This is a genomic window from Chloroflexus aurantiacus J-10-fl, from assembly GCF_000018865.1.
GTDB classification, from domain to species: Bacteria; Chloroflexota; Chloroflexia; order Chloroflexales; family Chloroflexaceae; genus Chloroflexus; species Chloroflexus aurantiacus.
In genome coordinates this window covers 4,324,009-4,340,453 of the sequence record NC_010175.1, presented here as the reverse complement: position 1 = coordinate 4,340,453, position 16,445 = coordinate 4,324,009, and the positions used below count along the sequence as shown (strand labels likewise).

Genomic DNA, 16,445 nt, shown 5'->3' with positions numbered 1-16,445 from the left:
CCAGCGTCGCCGCCACACGGTCGTCGTCACGCACCAGGCGACGGAAGCGCGTCATCCAGGCGAACCTGCGCTCGACCACCCAGCGCCACGGCAGCACGACAACGCCTCGTGTGGCGGTCAGCAGCGTGACCACCGCCACGCGACTGCCGTGGGCGGCGGCCTCGGCTGCCGGTTGCGCACCGGTGTACCCCTGGTCACCGACGGCCACCGCTACCGTGTCACCGTGTCACCAGGTATCTCCTACATGTACATGCGCTGCGCCAGCGCCGCCACCTGTGCCCGATCGTGGTCGTTGGCCGGGGTGACCACTACTGCCAACAGGTGCCCCGATGTCACGCACCAGCATCCGCACGTCATGCACCATCTGCGCAACCACGCCCGCTTTCAGCCAGCGCTGGGTCTGGTGATCCACCACGGGCCCGGCGGCACGTCGGTGGGCAGCATCCGCCACGGTGCACCCGTGCGCAGCATGGAGCGCAGCCCGTTGGCGACATCGCGCAGGGGGTAGTTCCGCTGCGGCGCTGCTTCGTCCATCAGCGTCACCGAGGGCGCGACGAACGCCCACTCTTCATCAGAACCATCACTGAGATAGGCTGTTCGTGTCATAGCGCCATGATATACGAGCAGAACCGAAAAGTCCATAACAGGCTCTAACCAACTGAGCGATGAACCTTCGTTGCTCGTTGCTACGAACCTCGCATATTGCCACATGCGTGGCTACGTGCTTTTTATGTACACCTCGAAACGGGCGGAGGAACGTGCGCACCATTGCCCACCGTCACTCGCAGGTGGTTACGTACACCTCGCGTGTTCCATCACCATCTGCATCGCGTGCCCACATCCGGTAGCCGTGGTCAACGGCGTGATGCACCCCGCAAGCTGCGCATCGCCTCGCCAGTCATCGGTACAGACCACCGCCTGCGCACCGGTACAACGAGTGACGTGCGCTACCAGGATAGCGCGGCTGGTGCGCTGCACCACCCGGAGCCGTACCTGCCCGCTCGTCCTGCCCACCGTGCCCACCATCGGCGGACGGTCGTGTTCGTCTGTGCCGTGCCCCCGCCGCCGGTTGACCCGCCGTCGCGGGGGATCGGTTGGATCGGGGGGCTTCGTTCCTTGTTTCCCCCGCATGCTGGAACAGCTCATCGGTTTCAGTGTCCTGATCGTCCAGCGGGGTATCCGGTTGCCGTTGCCAGGCGGTGTGCTGCACCGCCCGCCGGAGGGTGTGGACCGTCGTGCGGCTGATCCCCACGTCCGTTGCCGGCACCGTCGACGGCTCTCCGTTGCATACCCCTCGCACGAGCAGAATCACCTGCGCCGGACGAAGCTGTTTCCCCTGAACGATGATTCCCGTGGAGACGTTGTACACACCGTGACACTGACGAAAGCGAGAGACCGTCGCCCTACTCCGATGGGTGCGCCGAAAGCAACGTGCCGCATCGATGCCGCGCCGACAGCCTGGACATGACAAGCCGGTGGGATGGAAATACGCCATCACCCACTGGTCACTCCATTCCTCATCGAACAGGTCATCAATCGGACATTCCATAGGCTCACTTGTGATACGATATGAGAGTATACTACATTGCACTGAGTTTGAACATGAGCCAACCAGGCTTGTTTCCATGCCCAGCAGTGTGTTGAAAAAGCTGTCAAGGGCTTAATTATCAGCCAGGGGCGAGGTTTACCCCCTTATCCCGATGCGTTGCCTGGAATGTTACCGGAAGGCTTATCGGATGAGCAAGATGCTATCCAGGCACTTGAAGTAGCAAAACATGTTCTCCATCGGATCGATCAAACCCTGAGCAAACAAATATAATTAGCAGATAGGAACGGCGCTGAATTTTACAGATTACCGGCAACCAACCGCAAAGTGCCACCAAAAGTAGCAGTATCATTGCCTTAGATGAGCACGTGTACAGATGAACATATCTCAAGGCCGAAATGATCAGCTCAAATTGACGTTATCGCCGGTGGTGGAATCCCTGCATCAGGGGTTAGGTCCTGGACTGTTGTCTGTCGTTCTCTTCGGCTCTCGCGCCCGTGGTGAGTCGAGTCCGGAAAGCGATTGGGACCTGCTGGTGATTGCCCATGATCTGCCTGAACGGGCGCTGGCTCGTCATTTCTTCCTCAAGAAGATGCTCCCGGATGCCTGGCGAGGGCAGACCAGTTTGCTGGCAAAAACCCCACAGGAGTTCGAATCTCGCCTGCCATCGCTCTACCTGGATATTGCTTTGGATGGTGTGGTGCTATTCGATCCGCAAGGATACATTACTCCTCGCCTGGAGTGGATTCGTCGGCAAATTGAGCACTATCATCTCCAACGCTGTCTGAAAGGTCACGACCTGGTTTGGGATGCACCATTTTCCACCTGGCCATCGACGTGGGAGGGATTTGCGTGAAGGATCGAGAAGCGATCTACCGTTTGCGGCTGGCCGAGGGTTTTCTGGAAGAAGCCCGTCAGGACGTTGTGTTGCAACGCTGGCGCTCTGCGCTGGATAACAGCCAGCTAGCTGTCGAACATGCCGTGAAATCTGTGCTCGCGCTGCTCGGACCTGTGGTGAGGCAAGACCGATGCTTCATATCAAAAATGACCTGGGATCGGGTGTGAACAATTCAGTGTGGGTAAAGAACACGCGGTGTGCCAGGTATCGGGCGAGCCGGAGGCGCGCGTTCCCAGGGGGTAGAGCAGCGCTGGCCCTGTGTCATCACTTCTACGCGATCAGATTTGCTATGAGTGTCACATTCGGGCGGAACGGAGTACAGGAAGCGCGGGAGCATACCTTCCGCGCTTCAAGGTAACATGGCAATGGCAATTGCCGCAGAGTTACCAAACACTCCAACCTGATGGCGTTTGTACGCCGGATGACACCAGGCGCAGTTAACCGTTCGCGGGATGTGGATGTAGTTCGACAGTCTACCTCTCTGGAAGCAGGGTTAGCTCTTGTAGATCAACCCCTACTGCTGCGTCACCATGAAAACCGCCGACGGCAATTTCGGCCAACGCCTGATCAACCGGCATTGTCCAGCGTGGACTGAAATGTACCAGGATAAGCCGACGCACACCGGCAGCAGCGGCCACGGCACCGGCCTGACGCGGGGTGGTATGGCCGGCAAATGGTTCAGCAGTGGTCGCTTCGTGGATCAATATCTGTGCGCCGGTAGCCAGATCGACGACTGCCGGACACGGTTCAGTATCAGAGGAATAGCACACTGCCGGCACGTTCGGAGCTGCAAAGCGCAGAGCAAGACAGGGTCGGCTGTGCGCGGTTATTGCCGTCGTGATGACCAGGCCATCACGAAGCTGTAGGGGTTCGCCGGGGGTAACTGGTTGCCAGATGACCGGTGTGGCACAATCTTCCAGACCCGCTGCGGCCAGGAACGCGGCGGTCAGTTCGATGGTTGCCGGTAAGCTGTAGATCGGTAACGGTTCGGTACGCCCACCCAGACGGAGGCTGAAGAGGAGCGCCGGTAAGCCGTTAATGTGATCACAGTGGCTGTGGGTCAGGAGAACGCCGGTGAGCCTCTGTGGATCGATACCGGCCGCCAGCATGCGACGGTAGCTCTCACCACCGACATCAACCAGGAATGGCCCACCCGGCCCATCCCAGACCAGATGCGTATACGCTCGATCAGGATCGGGCAAACCTGTTCCGGTACCCAGTAATACAACCCGTGCTGTCATTATTCTTCCTCATCGATTGGGACAAGCCGCTTGCGGAGGGCGTAGATCGCTACCTGGGTACGGTCGGCCAGGTGTAGCTTTGAAAGAATATTGCTGATATGGGTTTTGACCGTCTTTTCCGAGACGATCAATGTCTCGGCGATCTCCTTGTTCGACATACCCTTCGCGACCAGCCGCAGCACATCCATCTCACGCGGGGTGAGCTGCTCGACCGGTGCTTCGTTTGGGCGCGGCGTATTGAACTCCTGCATCAATTTGGCCGCCACATCGGGATGAAGAACGGCTTCACCGCGACACGCCGCCCGGATCGCGTGGGCCAGATCTTCGGGCGAGATGTCTTTGAGCAGGTATGAGATTGCGCCGGCTTTGATAGCAGGAAAGACCTTGTCGTCGTCGGCAAAACTGGTCAGGACAATTACCTGTGACGAGGGGCTAACCGCTTTCAAGCGGCGTGTGGTTTCGACCCCATCAATACCGGGCATGACGAGATCCATCAAGACCACATCGGGCAGCAATTCACGGGCCAGTTCCACACCTTCGGCACCACTACCCGCTTCTCCGACTACCTCGATATCGGGTTGTAATTCGAGAAAATCGCGCAACCCCTGGCGCACGACGCGATGGTCATCAATGAGCAGCACCGTAATCTGTTCCATCCACCTACCCCCTTCTTGCTACCCTTCCCACGTCGCTGATTATGTCAAGCAACTGGTATTACCTGTCTCGCATCTCATGTTACTCAGGTCGTTCAAGATTGCCATGACGACCACGTAGTGGCACGACAACCTCAACCTCGGCACCGGCCCCAGGACGAGAATGGACGTTGAACGAACCGCCCAATTCTGCTGCGCGTTCGCGCATGCTGAGTAAGCCGAGGTGTCGGCCTTCGCCAGAGGGGCGAGCCGCCGGATCGAAACCTTTGCCATCGTCAATGACCCGAATCGCAACCTGATCGGCATTGAATTCGTGCACATTGCGGGCGGCTGCATGCTTCACAATGTTATTGAGCGCCTCCTGAACAATCCGAAAGAGGGGTTGCTCGATGCCGCGCGCGTGGCGCTCATCACCGATTACATTTAATTCTATCCGCAATCCTTCACGATGGGCCAGATGTTGGGCGTGTTGCTGAATAGCAGCGACGAGTCCCTGGTCGCGCAGTGCCGGCGGACGTAACTGAAAGATTAGGGCACGCATTTCGGCCAGCGCCGCAGTTGCCGTCTCGTGTAGCCGGTCGAGCAGGGCCGGGACGCGAGCCGGGTTCCGCTCGAACTGTGATCGGGCGGCCTGTGCGGTCAGGGTCATACTGAAGAGCTGCTGACTAACGCTGTCGTGTAATTCACGGGCGAGGCGATTGCGTTCTTCCAGGGCAGCAGCCTGCTGCGCCCGCTGGTAGAGGCGCCCATTCTCTACGGCACCGGCCAGCATATCGGCGACGGTCTCCAGTACCGCTGCATCCTCTTCGGTCAGGCCGGCTCGTTCGGGCGATTCAATATTGAGCACTCCCAGCGTCTTGCCATTGGAGATCAGCGGTACACACAGCTCTGAACGAATATCGAGCCGCTCGCTGAGACCGAGATAATCTGCTTCTGCCGCGACATCCTCGGCGCGCACAATCCGACCACTCCGCGCTGCACGTCCGACCAGTCCCAGATTGATGTGTTGGCGATAGCCAACTCGCTCTGGTGCATAACGACCGGCGGATGCGACCAGGATCAGCTCATTGGCCTCTTCTTCGAGCAGGAAGAGGTCAACCTGCGGATAACCAAAACCGCGCTGTATCTGCTCTGTTGCCAGTGGCAGCGACTCGCGCAGATCGAGCGTTGCGGTGACGATGCGGGCAATCGAGTTGAGCACAGCGAGCTGATCGGCACGCCTCTGCACCTGCGCTGCCAGTCGTTGCGACTCGGCGTAGAGGCGTGCGCTGACGACCGGCCCACTCACCTGTGCGGCAATTGCCTCCAGCAGATCAACATCTTCGTCGCTGAACACGCCGGCCTGCCGGCTAACTACACTCAGCATCCCGATCACCCGACCACCACTCCGCAACGGGGCGATGATACACGACGCGATGTCGGGGCCGAACAGAGCCATATCCGGGGCATGCAACCGACAATCGTCTACCACAAAAGGCTGACCGCTCTGCACTACCCAGGCCAGCGATCCAGAGAGTAACGGCAATTGCCTGCCGATCAATGTGTCGAGCGGCGGTGCCGCTGCCACGACCATTAATGTCTCTTGATTATCGAGCAGTGCGACCAGGCCACTACCGAATGCAGCAGCCAGCCGATCAATCGTCTGATGCAAAATAGTATCCAAATCAAGCGTTGCCCCAACCGCACGCCCCAGTTCAGCCAGCAGTTGCTCTTTCGCCAGCAAGCGGGCGCTCCGTTCGGCCAGGCGAACATTTTCGACTGCCAGCGCCGCCTGACGGGCAATCGCTTCGACCATACGCACAGTGACCAGGTCGGGTTGATCGGGCCATGCCAGCACAATGACGCCGATCAAGCGGTCTCCCCGCCCGCGCAACGGCGTTAACAGTGCCGAGGCCGGAATAATCGCTTCGGTATCCGGCACATCGGGGGGGAGCACTGCTGCCGGGATCAGGTATGAACTACTCTGTCGGTATTCCGGGCGCAGGAGTGGCTGGTAGATTGCCGGCCCAATCGGTGTGGCCCGTAAACGTTCGACCAGTGGTGCATCAACACCGGCAAAGGCTACTGCGTAGAGCGTATCACTGTCGAGGTCGCGTAAGCGGGCATAGACTGCCGGACTACCGACGATCCGGCGTAAGGTCTCGACAACCTCAGCCAGCAGGCTTTCGGGCGTATCGTCGGCACGTAACGCATCGCCAAATGCCAGCAGATCGCCTAACGGAAGCGTGCGATGAGTAGAATCAGCCGCCATATGCGCAGAGTCAGTCATGATTACCTCGTTATGATCATTCACATTGTCGCATATGCCGCCGGCAATTACAACTCATCTTCGTCAGCCGGTTCGGTGACAATGGGTGCCGTTCCTCGCCCGATGAGAATAGGTCCGAATAGCATTGTCTGTTCGACAACAATCGCCCGTCGCTTGAGCAGTTCGAGCATCGCCCAAAACGAGACGATCACCTCTTCGGTCGTTGGGTCATTACTCAGCAGATCGGTAAAATCAAACCAGGCCGTTCGTTCCAACCGCGCACGAATCCGCTCCGCCACTTCGGCGACCGTCAATCGTGGCGCGAGTACAATCGGTTCAGGCTGAGCCAGTGGCAACTGGAGCTGACGCCGACGTTCAAGCGCGTGGAGCAGATCGGTAATACGATAGCTGATGGGGGCAGGAGCAGGGAGGAGCGGCGGTGGGGCCAGACGGACAAACGTGCTCCGGCCCTGATCCTGCCAGCGGCGCAGGACTTCGGCAGCCTGTTTGAAACGGCGGTACAACTCCAACTGGGCCACAAGCTGTCCTGCGTCCTCGTCACCTGCCTCAGCAGGTGTAGTTGGTGAACGGGGCAACAGCGCTCGTGACTTGATCAGAATCAACCGCGCTGCCATACTCACAAACTCAGCCAGTTCACGCGGTTCAACCTCTTCTAATGTACGGACGTGGGCCAGGTACTGGTCGGCGACACTGGCCAGGGCGATGGTCGTGATATCCAGTTCGGCCCGTTCGATCAGACGCAACAGCAGATCGAGAGGGCCGGTGAACTCTGGTAAGGTGACGGCGTAAGGCATAGATCAGTTTTGTTCATCGGCCCACTGCAGGCGGGCAGCACGACCACGGGGGTTGGGATCATGGTAATGACGTATGGTTTCAACAATTTCCGGTGGACAACCGGCGGCAGCGGCCATCTGTGCTCCACGGGCGGCATGGCCAGCATAGAGAGCGATAGGCGCGATCAAACGGGCAGCAATCAGGTACAGGGCCGGCCAGCGTTTGAGAATAGTTGCCAGCACGTACCAGCCAAGCGCCATTGGCCGTCCGTGGTCGTCAACTTTACCACAATCGTGGTAGAGTGCGGCGCGCAGGAGAAACACATCTTGTTCACCTGCCGCGACCAGCGTGTAATACACGTCCAGGCAGTGCCGCTGATCGTAGCGTGGCATCTGATGAAACAGGCGCTGCTCTGCCGGCGTCAACAGATGACGCACCAGATCGTATTCGGCGGGTGTGATCCGGGCACGTACAGCGCTACGAAACTGTCGAATGCGATACGATAGTGACATGAGTGACCAGTTGCAGACGAGACACGTATCGGTTATCAATTGGGGTATTATAAACCAGGTAGGGCGGTGCGTCCGACATGCTGAGTGATGGGGCGGGTTGGTAGTGCAGAAGATGGGCACACAGCTTGCCTATGGGCTACCCTGAGAGTAAACAGAACGTGTGATCGCATGCCAGCAGCGCAGGGCAAGTGTAGAGTACTGACAAGGTAGCGCCGGTACGAGTAAGCCGTGCCGCGAACGCAACGTCAGGGTGCAAGGCGGTACGTCCCTACGGGTACCGGCAGAACAGACACTCCTGGCAAGCAATCGTCATTGGTCAACCCTTCACGGCATCCTGCTGAGTTACAGACGAGGCACCGAATCTACTCCCTGTGCGTTGGGCTTTCAGCCCGCGCTCGTGCAACACCTTACACAGCATCACGTGATTGAAAGAGAGCGGGAGGATGCTTCTCGCCTGCCCCGCTATTATTTCATAAAACGCTGTGCTGTCGCGCTCTAACAACCATCTGTGGTGCTATCACGCGCTGGATTGGTTGCCTTATTCGCTCATCATCCGCGTGTCGCGACGTTTGGAGTGCGGCAGCCATGCTGCCGCGCCAGCCTTGCTCACGAACTGGCACGTGTCAGGTCGTTGATCCGGCTGGTCACGCGAATGCAGGGTGTGCTCGTTACGATCTACGATCATGGAACCGGTCGGCAACAAATGAGATACCCTCATAGTAGCTGTTTTTTGAAACAGGTTCTACAACATCTGACTCTGTGCAATAGCCTGTGACATGGTGTATGATTTCAGAGATGACTATTGAAGAGTAATCTGGCCGCGCTAACGATTATCAAGATTTCGTCCAATAAGACATTCTGCTTACAAAATGGTTCTAGCCATTACGGAGAGAATAGCGATGGGCAATCGTTACGAAGACTGGTGGCGACAGGCAGAGGCAGATTTACGTCACGCTCGCAATGCGCTCGACGATGGAGATTATGAGTGGAGCTGTTTCGCTGCCCAACAGGCTGCCGAAAAAGCGATCAAAGCTGTATTCCACAAACTGGGAATGGACGCCTGGGGGCATACGCTTACGGTATTGATCGGTAATTTGCCCGAGTCTATCCAGACTCCACCAGAACTGATCGATTACGCACGTATACTTGACAAGCATTATATTCCTACCCGCTACCCAAACGGTTTCGATTCGGGAGCACCTACCGATTTCTACACTGCAACAGAGGCACACCATGCCATCCAATACGCCGAAGCCATCCTCACATTCTGTCGTCATCAAATCAGTTGATCGCGCTCGTATCGAGCAGGCGGTTGAGCAGTATATCGCCAGACTGCGTTCAGAACACCCGCAAATTGAGCGTGTGATCTGGTTTGGTTCATGGGTGAACGGTTTGCCGTCACCGGGTAGTGATGTTGATCTCTGCCTGATCGTCTCTGCCACAGACAAGCCGCCGCGCGAGCGAGTCGCTGACTTTTTGCCGGTTGGATTTCCGGTCGGCATTGATCTGTTCGTTTACACTCGCGAAGAATTCGCGCGGTTGCAGGAAGTACACCCTGGCTGGCATGCGAGCATTATTGCCGGTCGCGAGCTGTGAAGATTGCCGGTGATCAGTCCCAAACACATAACCCACTCCGCCATGAAGCCGACCTGCCACGGCAAGCGTGGTACAATGAAACCCAAGAGTATACGAACCATAGACCTGACGAAGCGCACGATGAAACGATTGATCATTCTCCTCAGCCTGATCCTGGTTGCCTGTGGCACCACAACACCGCCCAGTCAAGCGCTGTTGGTTGGTGATACACCAATAGCGGCGGAAAGTCGTCTGATCGACACCCGACCGGACTGGGCGGCTATTCCCGGCGAGATGGCCCCCGACTTTAGCTATACCCTGGCCGATGGCACATACAAGTTGAGCGATCTGCGGGGCAAGCCCGTGATTGTCAACTTCTGGGCAACATGGTGCCTGCCGTGTGTCGAAGAGATGCCGACGCTCGACGCGGCGCGGCGTACCAATCCCGACCTGGTCATTCTGGCGGTGAACCGCAATGAATCAACTGAGGCGATCAGTGCCTTTGCGCCGAAGGTCGGAGTCAGCTTCCCGCTCATCACTGACCGTGATGGCGTGATTGGTGAACGGTATGGGGTGATTAATTTGCCGACGACGTTCTTCATCAACAGCGACGGAACGATTGCCGTTCGCCACGTAGGTGCGCTCACAGCCGAACGACTGGCCGAACGATTAGCGGAGGTACGATGAGCGAGTATACACCCGATGAGATTTTGCGGATGGCCCAAGAGCGCATTGCAGCGCGCCAGGCCGAAACCCGACGTCCGCTGCCGTGGGGAGCAATCTTCGCCGGTAGTTTTAGTGCGCTGCTGGTAGCGCTGCTCTTTAGTCCGGGGATGCCGCTGGAATGGAAGATGTATGCAGTTGTGCATGGCATCTGTGCACAGCAGCACAACATCTTTGTCGGTGGATTGCAATTTCCGCTTTGCGCACGTAACAGTGGCATCTACCTGAGTTTCATGCTCACCTTCATCTACCTCTACGCGATTGGACGGGGGCGGGCCGGTAAACTCCCGCCGGGGCACATCTCGCTCACCCTGGTGGCATTTGTGGCAATTATGGCGGTTGATGGCTTCAACTCGCTATTTCTCGATCTTGGCTTACCCAACTGGTACCCGCCTGACAACTTCTTGCGCACGCTCACCGGGATGGGAATGGGGATCACGATTGCGACAATGCTCCACATCGTGCTCAACAACACGCTGCGCCAAAACGTCGATCCGCAGCAGCCGGTCTTCACCCGCTGGACAGAACTCCTCGGTATCATCGCCATCGACCTGCTGGCGCTGGCGGCAATTTACGGCAACCTGGGCATCACCTTCTGGCCGTTGGCCTTTCTCGCTTTCTTCGGCATCCTCGGTGTGCTCTACCTGGTGTGTCTCCTGGTAACCAGTCTGTTTATGGGGTATGAAGGAAAAGTGACCAGTATTCGCCAACTGGCGCGACCGGCAACGATTGCCCTTATCCCAACCCTGCTGATTGCCGGCACAATGTCATGGCTGCGCTTCTGGATGGAGAGTATGGGTCTTGTTATATGAAGAACCCAGGTTGCTACTTTTGTCACCACAGAGGCACAGAGGGCACAGAGGATGGGTATAACTAGAACCTGTTTCAAAAACATCTACTGGAAGGTATCTCATTCATTCCTGACAGACTCTATAATCGTGGCGAGCACACATAGCATCTCCGTGACCAGCAGGGTCAGCAACGTGACATGCACCTGATACGAAGCACGCCTATTGCGGCAGCATGGCTGCCGCACTCCAAACTTCGCGACACGCGCATAATGAGCGGGCAAGGCAACCGATCGTGCGTGATGGCACTGGCGATGCTCGTCAGCCCTTCCCAATGCCATACCAGCAATCTGGGAGCGTGATATGCTGTCGTCGGCGATTGGCAAGCGTTCATGCGCTTGTACGACCGTCTGGGAGCACGACCGCACAGCTTTTGTGAAATAAGTTCTAGAGTCTTGAGGCAAGAAGGAGTGCGTTTATAGGAACTGGCTGCTTCCCAAACGGCTCATACAGTTACGTTGCACGATGTTGTGCGCAGCGTCATGTTGTTCATCCTGGCAGTTAGCTGCGCGTAGCCTGCTCGCAGCATAGGTGACAACATGGGTTATTATGTGAAGACGAGACCTGTAAAGAAGACCGTTCGCTTTTCAGATGTAATACATCACCGTGCCATCCTGGCTGCGCTTACGCTGGCAGAGATCATCAAGCGTGATGGCAGCCAGGCGGCGTTCGATGGTGGTGCGCAACTCGCTCCAGATTTCATCGATCACGGCGCGATCTGACGGCTCGGTAGGCTGAAGATCATCGCGACCACCTTCAGCGGGCAAAATAGGACCTTCGAGGACGGTTAGCACTTCCAGGAGCGTAATCGATTCGGGGGAACGAGCAAGGAGATGACCACCCTGCGGCCCCCGGAGACTCTCGACTAAGCCGGCCCGTCGCAAGGTGATGAGCAACTGGTTGAGATAATTGACCGGAATGCCCTGGCGGATGGCAATAGCTTCGCTCTGGATCGGCCCCTCGCCGTACCGTTGCGCCAGATCGAACAGAGCACGCAGGCCATAATCGCCTTTACTTGAGATACGCATGCACCCCTCCATATAGTCAAGTAGATCACTTAACAATTGTAGCAATAAGCCCGGCGTGCGTCAACATTCCCTCTTCCCAACAAACGCCAACTTGTGGTATGATATGGGCATTCCATGACGCAGTGCGTCTAAGGGTTAGGTCGCGACCAACCATACAACCCGACTTGTGCGTCACGATGTGGAGAGCGCTTTCGCTTGTGGAAAGCGCGGCTGCAATGGTCAAGGAGGACCCGATGACCTATCAGATCAAGCGCGTTGGCGTGATCGGCGCCGGCACAATGGGTGCCGCAATTGCTGCTCTGGTGGCCGGAACCGGTATTCCGGTCATCTTGCTCGATGTCCCACCCTCTTCACTTACCGCTGAGGAAGAAGCAAAAGGTCTCACCCTCAACCACCCGCAAGTCCGCAACCGGATTGTACAGCAGGGTTTTGAGCGGATGCGCAAGGCCCGGCCATCAAACCTCTACAGTGAGCGGACTGCCGAACTGATTACGCTGGGCAACACTGAAGACGATTTTCACCGGCTGGCCGAATGCGACTGGATCGTCGAAGCGATTGTCGAGCAAATTGGCCCCAAGCAGTCCTTGATGGCGCGCCTGGAAGAGGTGCGCAAACCGCACGCAATCGTCACCACCAACACGTCAGGTATTCCGATCCGAATCATCGCGGAAGGGCGGAGTGAAGCCTTCCGCCGGCACTTCTTCGGCAGCCACTTCTTCAACCCACCACGGTACCTGCGACTGCTCGAAATTATTCCCGGCGACGATGCCGATCCGGCTGTAGTAGCGGCGTTCCGTCAGTTTGCCGAAGAGCGGCTGGGCAAAGGGGTAGTTATCTGTAAAGATCGCCCCAACTTTATCGGCAACCGAATCTTTGTGTACGCCGGACAGGTTCTGATCAATTATGCCCTGCAACACGGCTACCGGGTTGAAGAGGTGGATGCCCTCACCGGCCCGCTGATTGGACGCCCGAATACGGCGAGCTTCCGCCTGCTCGACCAGGTTGGGATCGATGTGATGGCTTACGTCGCCGCAAATCTGTACGATGCGATTCCCGATGACGAGAGTCGTGATGTCTACCGGCAGAATGACCTGACGCAAAAGCTGGTGGCCGCCGGCAAGCTGGGGAAGAAGGTCGGCCAGGGCTTTTACAAAGAGGTGCGGCAGAATGGGAAACGTGAATTCTGGGCGCTCGACTTGCAGACGCTCGAATACGTACCACCCCAGGGAACCGCGGCAGTTGATGAACTGATCGGTGCAGCACGTAAGATCAAATCGCTCCCCGAACGCCTGCGCTTCATTCTCGGTCGGGCCGAGGAAGGTGATCGGGGTGCCCAACTGGTCGCCGCTGCCGTCTACCCCATGATGGCCTACGCTGCCCGCCGCTTACCTGAGATTGCCGACAGTGTTGCCGACGTTGACAACGCCATGCGCTGGGGTTTTGCCCACGAGCAGGGACCATTCCAGCTCTGGCAGGCGATGGGGATCGCGGAAACGGCGAGTCGGATGCGCGCTTTTGGTGAGAGTCTCCCGGCATGGGTGGATCAACTAATTGCCACCGATGGTCGTTTTTACGGTGAGATCGACGGCACGCCAGCGGCCTATAACGTTGCGACAGGCCGACTGGAACCGATTCAGCGTGACCCACGCGCAATCGATCTGGCTGCGCTCAAAGCGGCTGGACGCGAACTGCATGGGAATGAGAGCGCCAGTGTCATCGATCTTGGTGATGGGGTGTTGTGCTTCGAGCTGCACTCGAAAGCGAACACCATTGGCGGACAGGTAATCGAGATGCTGATTAAGGCTCTCGACGAACTGGATCAGGGACCGTGGGTTGGCATGGTGGTCGGCAATCAGGGGCCACGCTTCTCGGCAGGTCTCGATCTCAACGATGTCGGTGCAGCGGTAATGACCGGGGCCTGGGACGATATTGACGAGTACGCAGCCCTGGTTCAACAGACGTTCCGGCGCATGCGCGATAGCGCCAAACCTATTGTGAGCGCTCCGTTCGGCCAGACATTAGGCGGCGGGGTTGAACTTTCGATGCACAGTGCGGCCTCGGTTGCGGCTGCCGAAACCTACATGGGCTTTGTCGAATTCGGTGTGGGGGTGATTCCAGCCTGGGGCGGCTGCACCGAGATGAACCGGCGAATTATTGCCGCCGCCGTGCGCAACGGCAGTGATCCACTGAAAGCCTTCCAGCAGGTCTTCGAGACGATTGCGCTGGCGAAGGTCGCCACCAGTGCTCACGAAGCCAAAGAACTTGGCCTGCTACGGCCAACCGACCGGATTGTCTTCAACCCGGACTACCTGATCGGTGAAGCGAAACGCGAAGTGTTACGCCTGGTCGCGGAGGGATATACACCGGCAGTCACAGCAAAACCCTGCTATGCGCTAGGGCGGGATGGTCTGGCAGCGGCACGGATTGCCATCTATCAGATGCGCGAAGGCGGTTTTGCCACGCCATACGATGCAGTGATTGCCGACAAGCTGGCCTACGTGCTGTGTGGTGGCGAACTGAGCAGCCCGCAGTGGGTTGACGATGTGTATATGCACGCGCTCGAACGGGCGATGGTTCTCGAATTGCTTAAAGACCCGCGCACGCAGGCCCGCGCCCGGCATATGCTCGAACACGGTAAGCCATTGCGGAATTAAGCTGGGTGTATCTTGTTGTGGGTGAGAGACGTTGCCGTTGCGATGACTGTTCACAGGCGGCAATTATACCGAGAGACATCGGGTTACAGATCATCAGCCGGAAAACCTGACAGTTCTCTCACCAAACGGCGGTAGCGCAGGCTGGTAGCCTGTGCTACCGAGGCAACGAGATATGGGCCTGTTCCTTCGTAACTGAAACAGAAGTAAGACACATCCCCGGTTCTAATGGCACTCACGATGAACAAAGGAGTATCACAATGCGTGAGGCAGTGATTGTTTCTGGAGTACGCACGGCAGTCGGCAAAGCCGGTCGAGGTGCACTGCGTACCGTTCGCCCTGACGATCTGGCAGCAATCGTCGTGAAAGCGGCTATCGAACGGGCCGGCATTGATCCGGCATTGGTGGAAGACGTGATTATGGGCTGTGCAATGCCCGAAGGCGAACAGGGCCTGAACGTTGCCCGGATCGCCGCCCAACGCGCCGGCCTCCCCGACAGCGTGTGTGGCGTTACCGTCAACCGGTTCTGCGCTTCGGGATTGCAGACGATTGCGATGGCGGCCTACCAGGTTATGTCAGGGCAAAGTGATGTCGTGGTGGCCGGCGGTACCGAAAGCATGAGCATGGTACCGATGAGTGGCAACAAGTTCTCGCCGAACCCCTATCTGGCCCAGCACGATCCGGCAGTGTACATGAGCATGGGCTTAACTGCCGAGCAGGTAGCGCGGCGCTTTGAAATTGATCGTGAAGAGCAGGATGCTTTCGCCTTGCGGTCCCACCAGCGCGCACTGGCAGCACAGGCTGCCGGACTGTTCGACCGGAGCATTGTGCCGGTAGAAGTGGAGCTAGTCGAGCCGGGAGCAGACGGTCGCCCACAGCGCCGTGTCATGGTCTTCGACCGCGATGAGGGACCACGTGCCGACACCTCAGCCGAGGCCCTGGCGAAACTGAAGCCAGTCTTTGCCGCCGAAGGCACCGTCACCGCCGGCAACTCATCCCAGATGAGCGATGGTGCGGCTGCTGTTGTCGTGATGAGTGCTGAACGTGCGGCAGCGCTAGGCTTGAAACCACGGGCACGCTTCGTGAGCTTCGCAGTCGGCGGCGTGGAGCCAGAAGTTATGGGGATTGGCCCGGTCGTTGCCATACCCAAAGCGCTGAAGCTGGCCGGCCTGACCCTTGCCGACATTGATCTGATCGAACTCAATGAAGCCTTCGCCGCCCAATCGATTGCCGTCATTCGTCAGCTCGATCTTGACGAAGAGCGGGTGAATGTCAACGGCGGTGCAATTGCGTTGGGACATCCGCTGGGATGCACCGGTGCCAAATTGACCGTCCAGATCCTCGATGAACTCGAGCGGCGCGGCGGTCGTTACGGCATGGTGACGATGTGCATCGGGGGAGGTATGGGTGCCGCAGGCATTTTCGAGCGGATTAGCTAAGGAACAACGCCTGTTGCAACCGGTGTGAACAACAACAGGGCGGGGGCAATGCCTCCGCCCTGTTGGTTGCTGGCCTTTTGATCACTGGCTACCTGCGACATGTGGTAGTGCATAGGCGTGAGGCGGGAGCATACCCTCCACCACTCCTCTTTCCGCTGACACCTGATCCTGAATTCGCTTGACAGGCGATATCGAATTCTCTATACTCTTATGCGTCAGTAGCGTTCTCATATTCCTGGGTTTACCTTCTTCGGCGGCACTATGTGATAGTACTACCATCTACGCAGG

At 57.8% G+C, this 16,445-nt stretch carries 16 protein-coding genes and 2 pseudogenes; 9 read left to right on the top strand and 9 right to left on the bottom strand.

Going from position 1 to position 16,445, the window contains the following annotated elements; translation table 11 throughout:
- Positions 1-16: 16 nt before the first annotated feature.
- The 3 genes and pseudogenes from CAUR_RS21960 to CAUR_RS17000 form a co-directional block, all read right to left on the bottom strand.
- Positions 17-208: pseudogene (locus CAUR_RS21960) on the bottom strand (IS5/IS1182 family transposase); the annotation flags it as partial.
- A 176-nt stretch (positions 209-384) separates the two neighbouring features.
- Positions 385-642: a transposase gene (locus CAUR_RS21630; RefSeq protein ID WP_242604956.1), complete on the bottom strand. Its 258-nt coding sequence runs from the start codon at positions 640-642 to the stop codon at positions 385-387.
- Positions 643-792: 150 nt separating this feature from the next.
- Positions 793-1,131 (bottom strand): transposase, encoded by a 339-nt coding sequence (locus tag CAUR_RS17000; protein ID WP_162015895.1) that lies wholly within the window; start codon positions 1,129-1,131, stop codon positions 793-795.
- 490 nt (positions 1,132-1,621) lie between these two features.
- On the opposite strand from CAUR_RS17000, the pseudogene CAUR_RS21955 reads away from it, so the two are divergent.
- The 3 genes and pseudogenes from CAUR_RS21955 to CAUR_RS16985 form a co-directional block, all read left to right on the top strand.
- Positions 1,622-1,819 (top strand): annotated as a pseudogene (locus CAUR_RS21955) (HEPN domain-containing protein); the annotation flags it as partial.
- Between the two features lie 103 nt (positions 1,820-1,922).
- Complete coding sequence (locus CAUR_RS16990; RefSeq protein WP_012259077.1) at positions 1,923-2,402, top strand: nucleotidyltransferase domain-containing protein; 480 nt, start codon at positions 1,923-1,925, stop codon at positions 2,400-2,402.
- Positions 2,399-2,611, top strand: a complete 213-nt coding sequence (locus tag CAUR_RS16985; RefSeq protein WP_012259076.1) for a HEPN domain-containing protein — start codon at positions 2,399-2,401, stop codon at positions 2,609-2,611. The genes CAUR_RS16990 and CAUR_RS16985 overlap by 4 nt, the downstream gene beginning before the upstream one ends.
- A 306-nt stretch (positions 2,612-2,917) precedes the next feature.
- Here the strand turns inward: CAUR_RS16985 and CAUR_RS16980 are convergent, their stop codons facing one another.
- From CAUR_RS16980 to CAUR_RS16960, 5 genes are all read right to left on the bottom strand, one after another.
- Positions 2,918-3,685, bottom strand: coding sequence for an MBL fold metallo-hydrolase (locus CAUR_RS16980; protein ID WP_012259075.1), 768 nt, complete (start codon positions 3,683-3,685; stop codon positions 2,918-2,920).
- A complete protein-coding gene (locus CAUR_RS16975) occupies positions 3,685-4,341 on the bottom strand; it encodes a response regulator (protein WP_012259074.1) in 657 nt (218 codons plus the stop codon). The genes CAUR_RS16980 and CAUR_RS16975 overlap by 1 nt, the downstream gene beginning before the upstream one ends.
- Before the next feature lie 79 nt (positions 4,342-4,420).
- On the bottom strand, positions 4,421-6,607 hold the full coding sequence (locus CAUR_RS16970; protein WP_012259073.1) for a sensor histidine kinase: 2,187 nt from the start codon (positions 6,605-6,607) through the stop codon (positions 4,421-4,423).
- 47 nt (positions 6,608-6,654) lie between these two features.
- Entirely contained in the window at positions 6,655-7,401 is a 747-nt protein-coding gene (locus tag CAUR_RS16965; RefSeq protein ID WP_012259072.1) for a segregation and condensation protein A, read from the bottom strand.
- Positions 7,402-7,404: 3 nt separating this feature from the next.
- Positions 7,405-7,893 carry an HDIG domain-containing metalloprotein gene (locus CAUR_RS16960; protein ID WP_012259071.1) on the bottom strand — a complete coding sequence of 163 codons (489 nt, stop codon included), beginning with the start codon at positions 7,891-7,893 and terminating at the stop codon, positions 7,405-7,407.
- 899 nt (positions 7,894-8,792) lie between these two features.
- On the opposite strand from CAUR_RS16960, the gene CAUR_RS16955 reads away from it, so the two are divergent.
- From CAUR_RS16955 to CAUR_RS16940, 4 genes are all read left to right on the top strand, one after another.
- Positions 8,793-9,182, top strand: coding sequence for a HEPN domain-containing protein (locus tag CAUR_RS16955; protein WP_012259070.1), 390 nt, complete (start codon positions 8,793-8,795; stop codon positions 9,180-9,182).
- Positions 9,127-9,489 carry a nucleotidyltransferase domain-containing protein gene (locus CAUR_RS16950; RefSeq protein ID WP_012259069.1) on the top strand — a complete coding sequence of 121 codons (363 nt, stop codon included), beginning with the start codon at positions 9,127-9,129 and terminating at the stop codon, positions 9,487-9,489. Before CAUR_RS16955 ends, CAUR_RS16950 begins: the two co-directional genes overlap by 56 nt.
- A 120-nt stretch (positions 9,490-9,609) precedes the next feature.
- Positions 9,610-10,155 (top strand): TlpA family protein disulfide reductase, encoded by a 546-nt coding sequence (locus tag CAUR_RS16945; protein WP_162015893.1) that lies wholly within the window; start codon positions 9,610-9,612, stop codon positions 10,153-10,155.
- Complete coding sequence (locus CAUR_RS16940; protein WP_012259067.1) at positions 10,152-11,003, top strand: DUF2085 domain-containing protein; 852 nt, start codon at positions 10,152-10,154, stop codon at positions 11,001-11,003. Before CAUR_RS16945 ends, CAUR_RS16940 begins: the two co-directional genes overlap by 4 nt.
- A 623-nt stretch (positions 11,004-11,626) precedes the next feature.
- Here CAUR_RS16940 and CAUR_RS16935 read toward each other — a convergent pair.
- Positions 11,627-12,067 (bottom strand): RrF2 family transcriptional regulator, encoded by a 441-nt coding sequence (locus CAUR_RS16935; protein ID WP_012259066.1) that lies wholly within the window; start codon positions 12,065-12,067, stop codon positions 11,627-11,629.
- Positions 12,068-12,300: 233 nt separating this feature from the next.
- Between CAUR_RS16935 and CAUR_RS16930 the strand changes: the two genes are divergently transcribed.
- Together CAUR_RS16930 and CAUR_RS16925 are read left to right on the top strand one after the other, a co-directional pair.
- Positions 12,301-14,721: a 3-hydroxyacyl-CoA dehydrogenase/enoyl-CoA hydratase family protein gene (locus CAUR_RS16930; protein WP_012259065.1), complete on the top strand. Its 2,421-nt coding sequence runs from the start codon at positions 12,301-12,303 to the stop codon at positions 14,719-14,721.
- A gap of 257 nt (positions 14,722-14,978) precedes the next feature.
- On the top strand, positions 14,979-16,157 hold the full coding sequence (locus CAUR_RS16925) for a thiolase family protein (protein WP_012259064.1): 1,179 nt from the start codon (positions 14,979-14,981) through the stop codon (positions 16,155-16,157).
- Positions 16,158-16,445: the final 288 nt, after the last annotated feature.

Coding starts and splice junctions, on each gene's coding strand:
- CAUR_RS21630 (WP_242604956.1), bottom strand. CDS start 642: ATGGACTTTTCGGTTCTGCTCGTATATCATGGCGCTATGACACGAACA.
- CAUR_RS17000 (WP_162015895.1), bottom strand. CDS start 1,131: ATGCGGGGGAAACAAGGAACGAAGCCCCCCGATCCAACCGATCCCCCG.
- CAUR_RS16990 (WP_012259077.1), top strand. CDS start 1,923: ATGAACATATCTCAAGGCCGAAATGATCAGCTCAAATTGACGTTATCG.
- CAUR_RS16980 (WP_012259075.1), bottom strand. CDS start 3,685: ATGACAGCACGGGTTGTATTACTGGGTACCGGAACAGGTTTGCCCGAT.
- CAUR_RS16975 (WP_012259074.1), bottom strand. CDS start 4,341: ATGGAACAGATTACGGTGCTGCTCATTGATGACCATCGCGTCGTGCGC.
- CAUR_RS16970 (WP_012259073.1), bottom strand. CDS start 6,607: ATGACTGACTCTGCGCATATGGCGGCTGATTCTACTCATCGCACGCTT.
- CAUR_RS16965 (WP_012259072.1), bottom strand. CDS start 7,401: ATGCCTTACGCCGTCACCTTACCAGAGTTCACCGGCCCTCTCGATCTG.
- CAUR_RS16960 (WP_012259071.1), bottom strand. CDS start 7,893: ATGTCACTATCGTATCGCATTCGACAGTTTCGTAGCGCTGTACGTGCC.
- CAUR_RS16955 (WP_012259070.1), top strand. CDS start 8,793: ATGGGCAATCGTTACGAAGACTGGTGGCGACAGGCAGAGGCAGATTTA.
- CAUR_RS16950 (WP_012259069.1), top strand. CDS start 9,127: ATGCCATCCAATACGCCGAAGCCATCCTCACATTCTGTCGTCATCAAA.
- CAUR_RS16945 (WP_162015893.1), top strand. CDS start 9,610: ATGAAACGATTGATCATTCTCCTCAGCCTGATCCTGGTTGCCTGTGGC.
- CAUR_RS16940 (WP_012259067.1), top strand. CDS start 10,152: ATGAGCGAGTATACACCCGATGAGATTTTGCGGATGGCCCAAGAGCGC.
- CAUR_RS16935 (WP_012259066.1), bottom strand. CDS start 12,067: ATGCGTATCTCAAGTAAAGGCGATTATGGCCTGCGTGCTCTGTTCGAT.
- CAUR_RS16930 (WP_012259065.1), top strand. CDS start 12,301: ATGACCTATCAGATCAAGCGCGTTGGCGTGATCGGCGCCGGCACAATG.
- CAUR_RS16925 (WP_012259064.1), top strand. CDS start 14,979: ATGCGTGAGGCAGTGATTGTTTCTGGAGTACGCACGGCAGTCGGCAAA.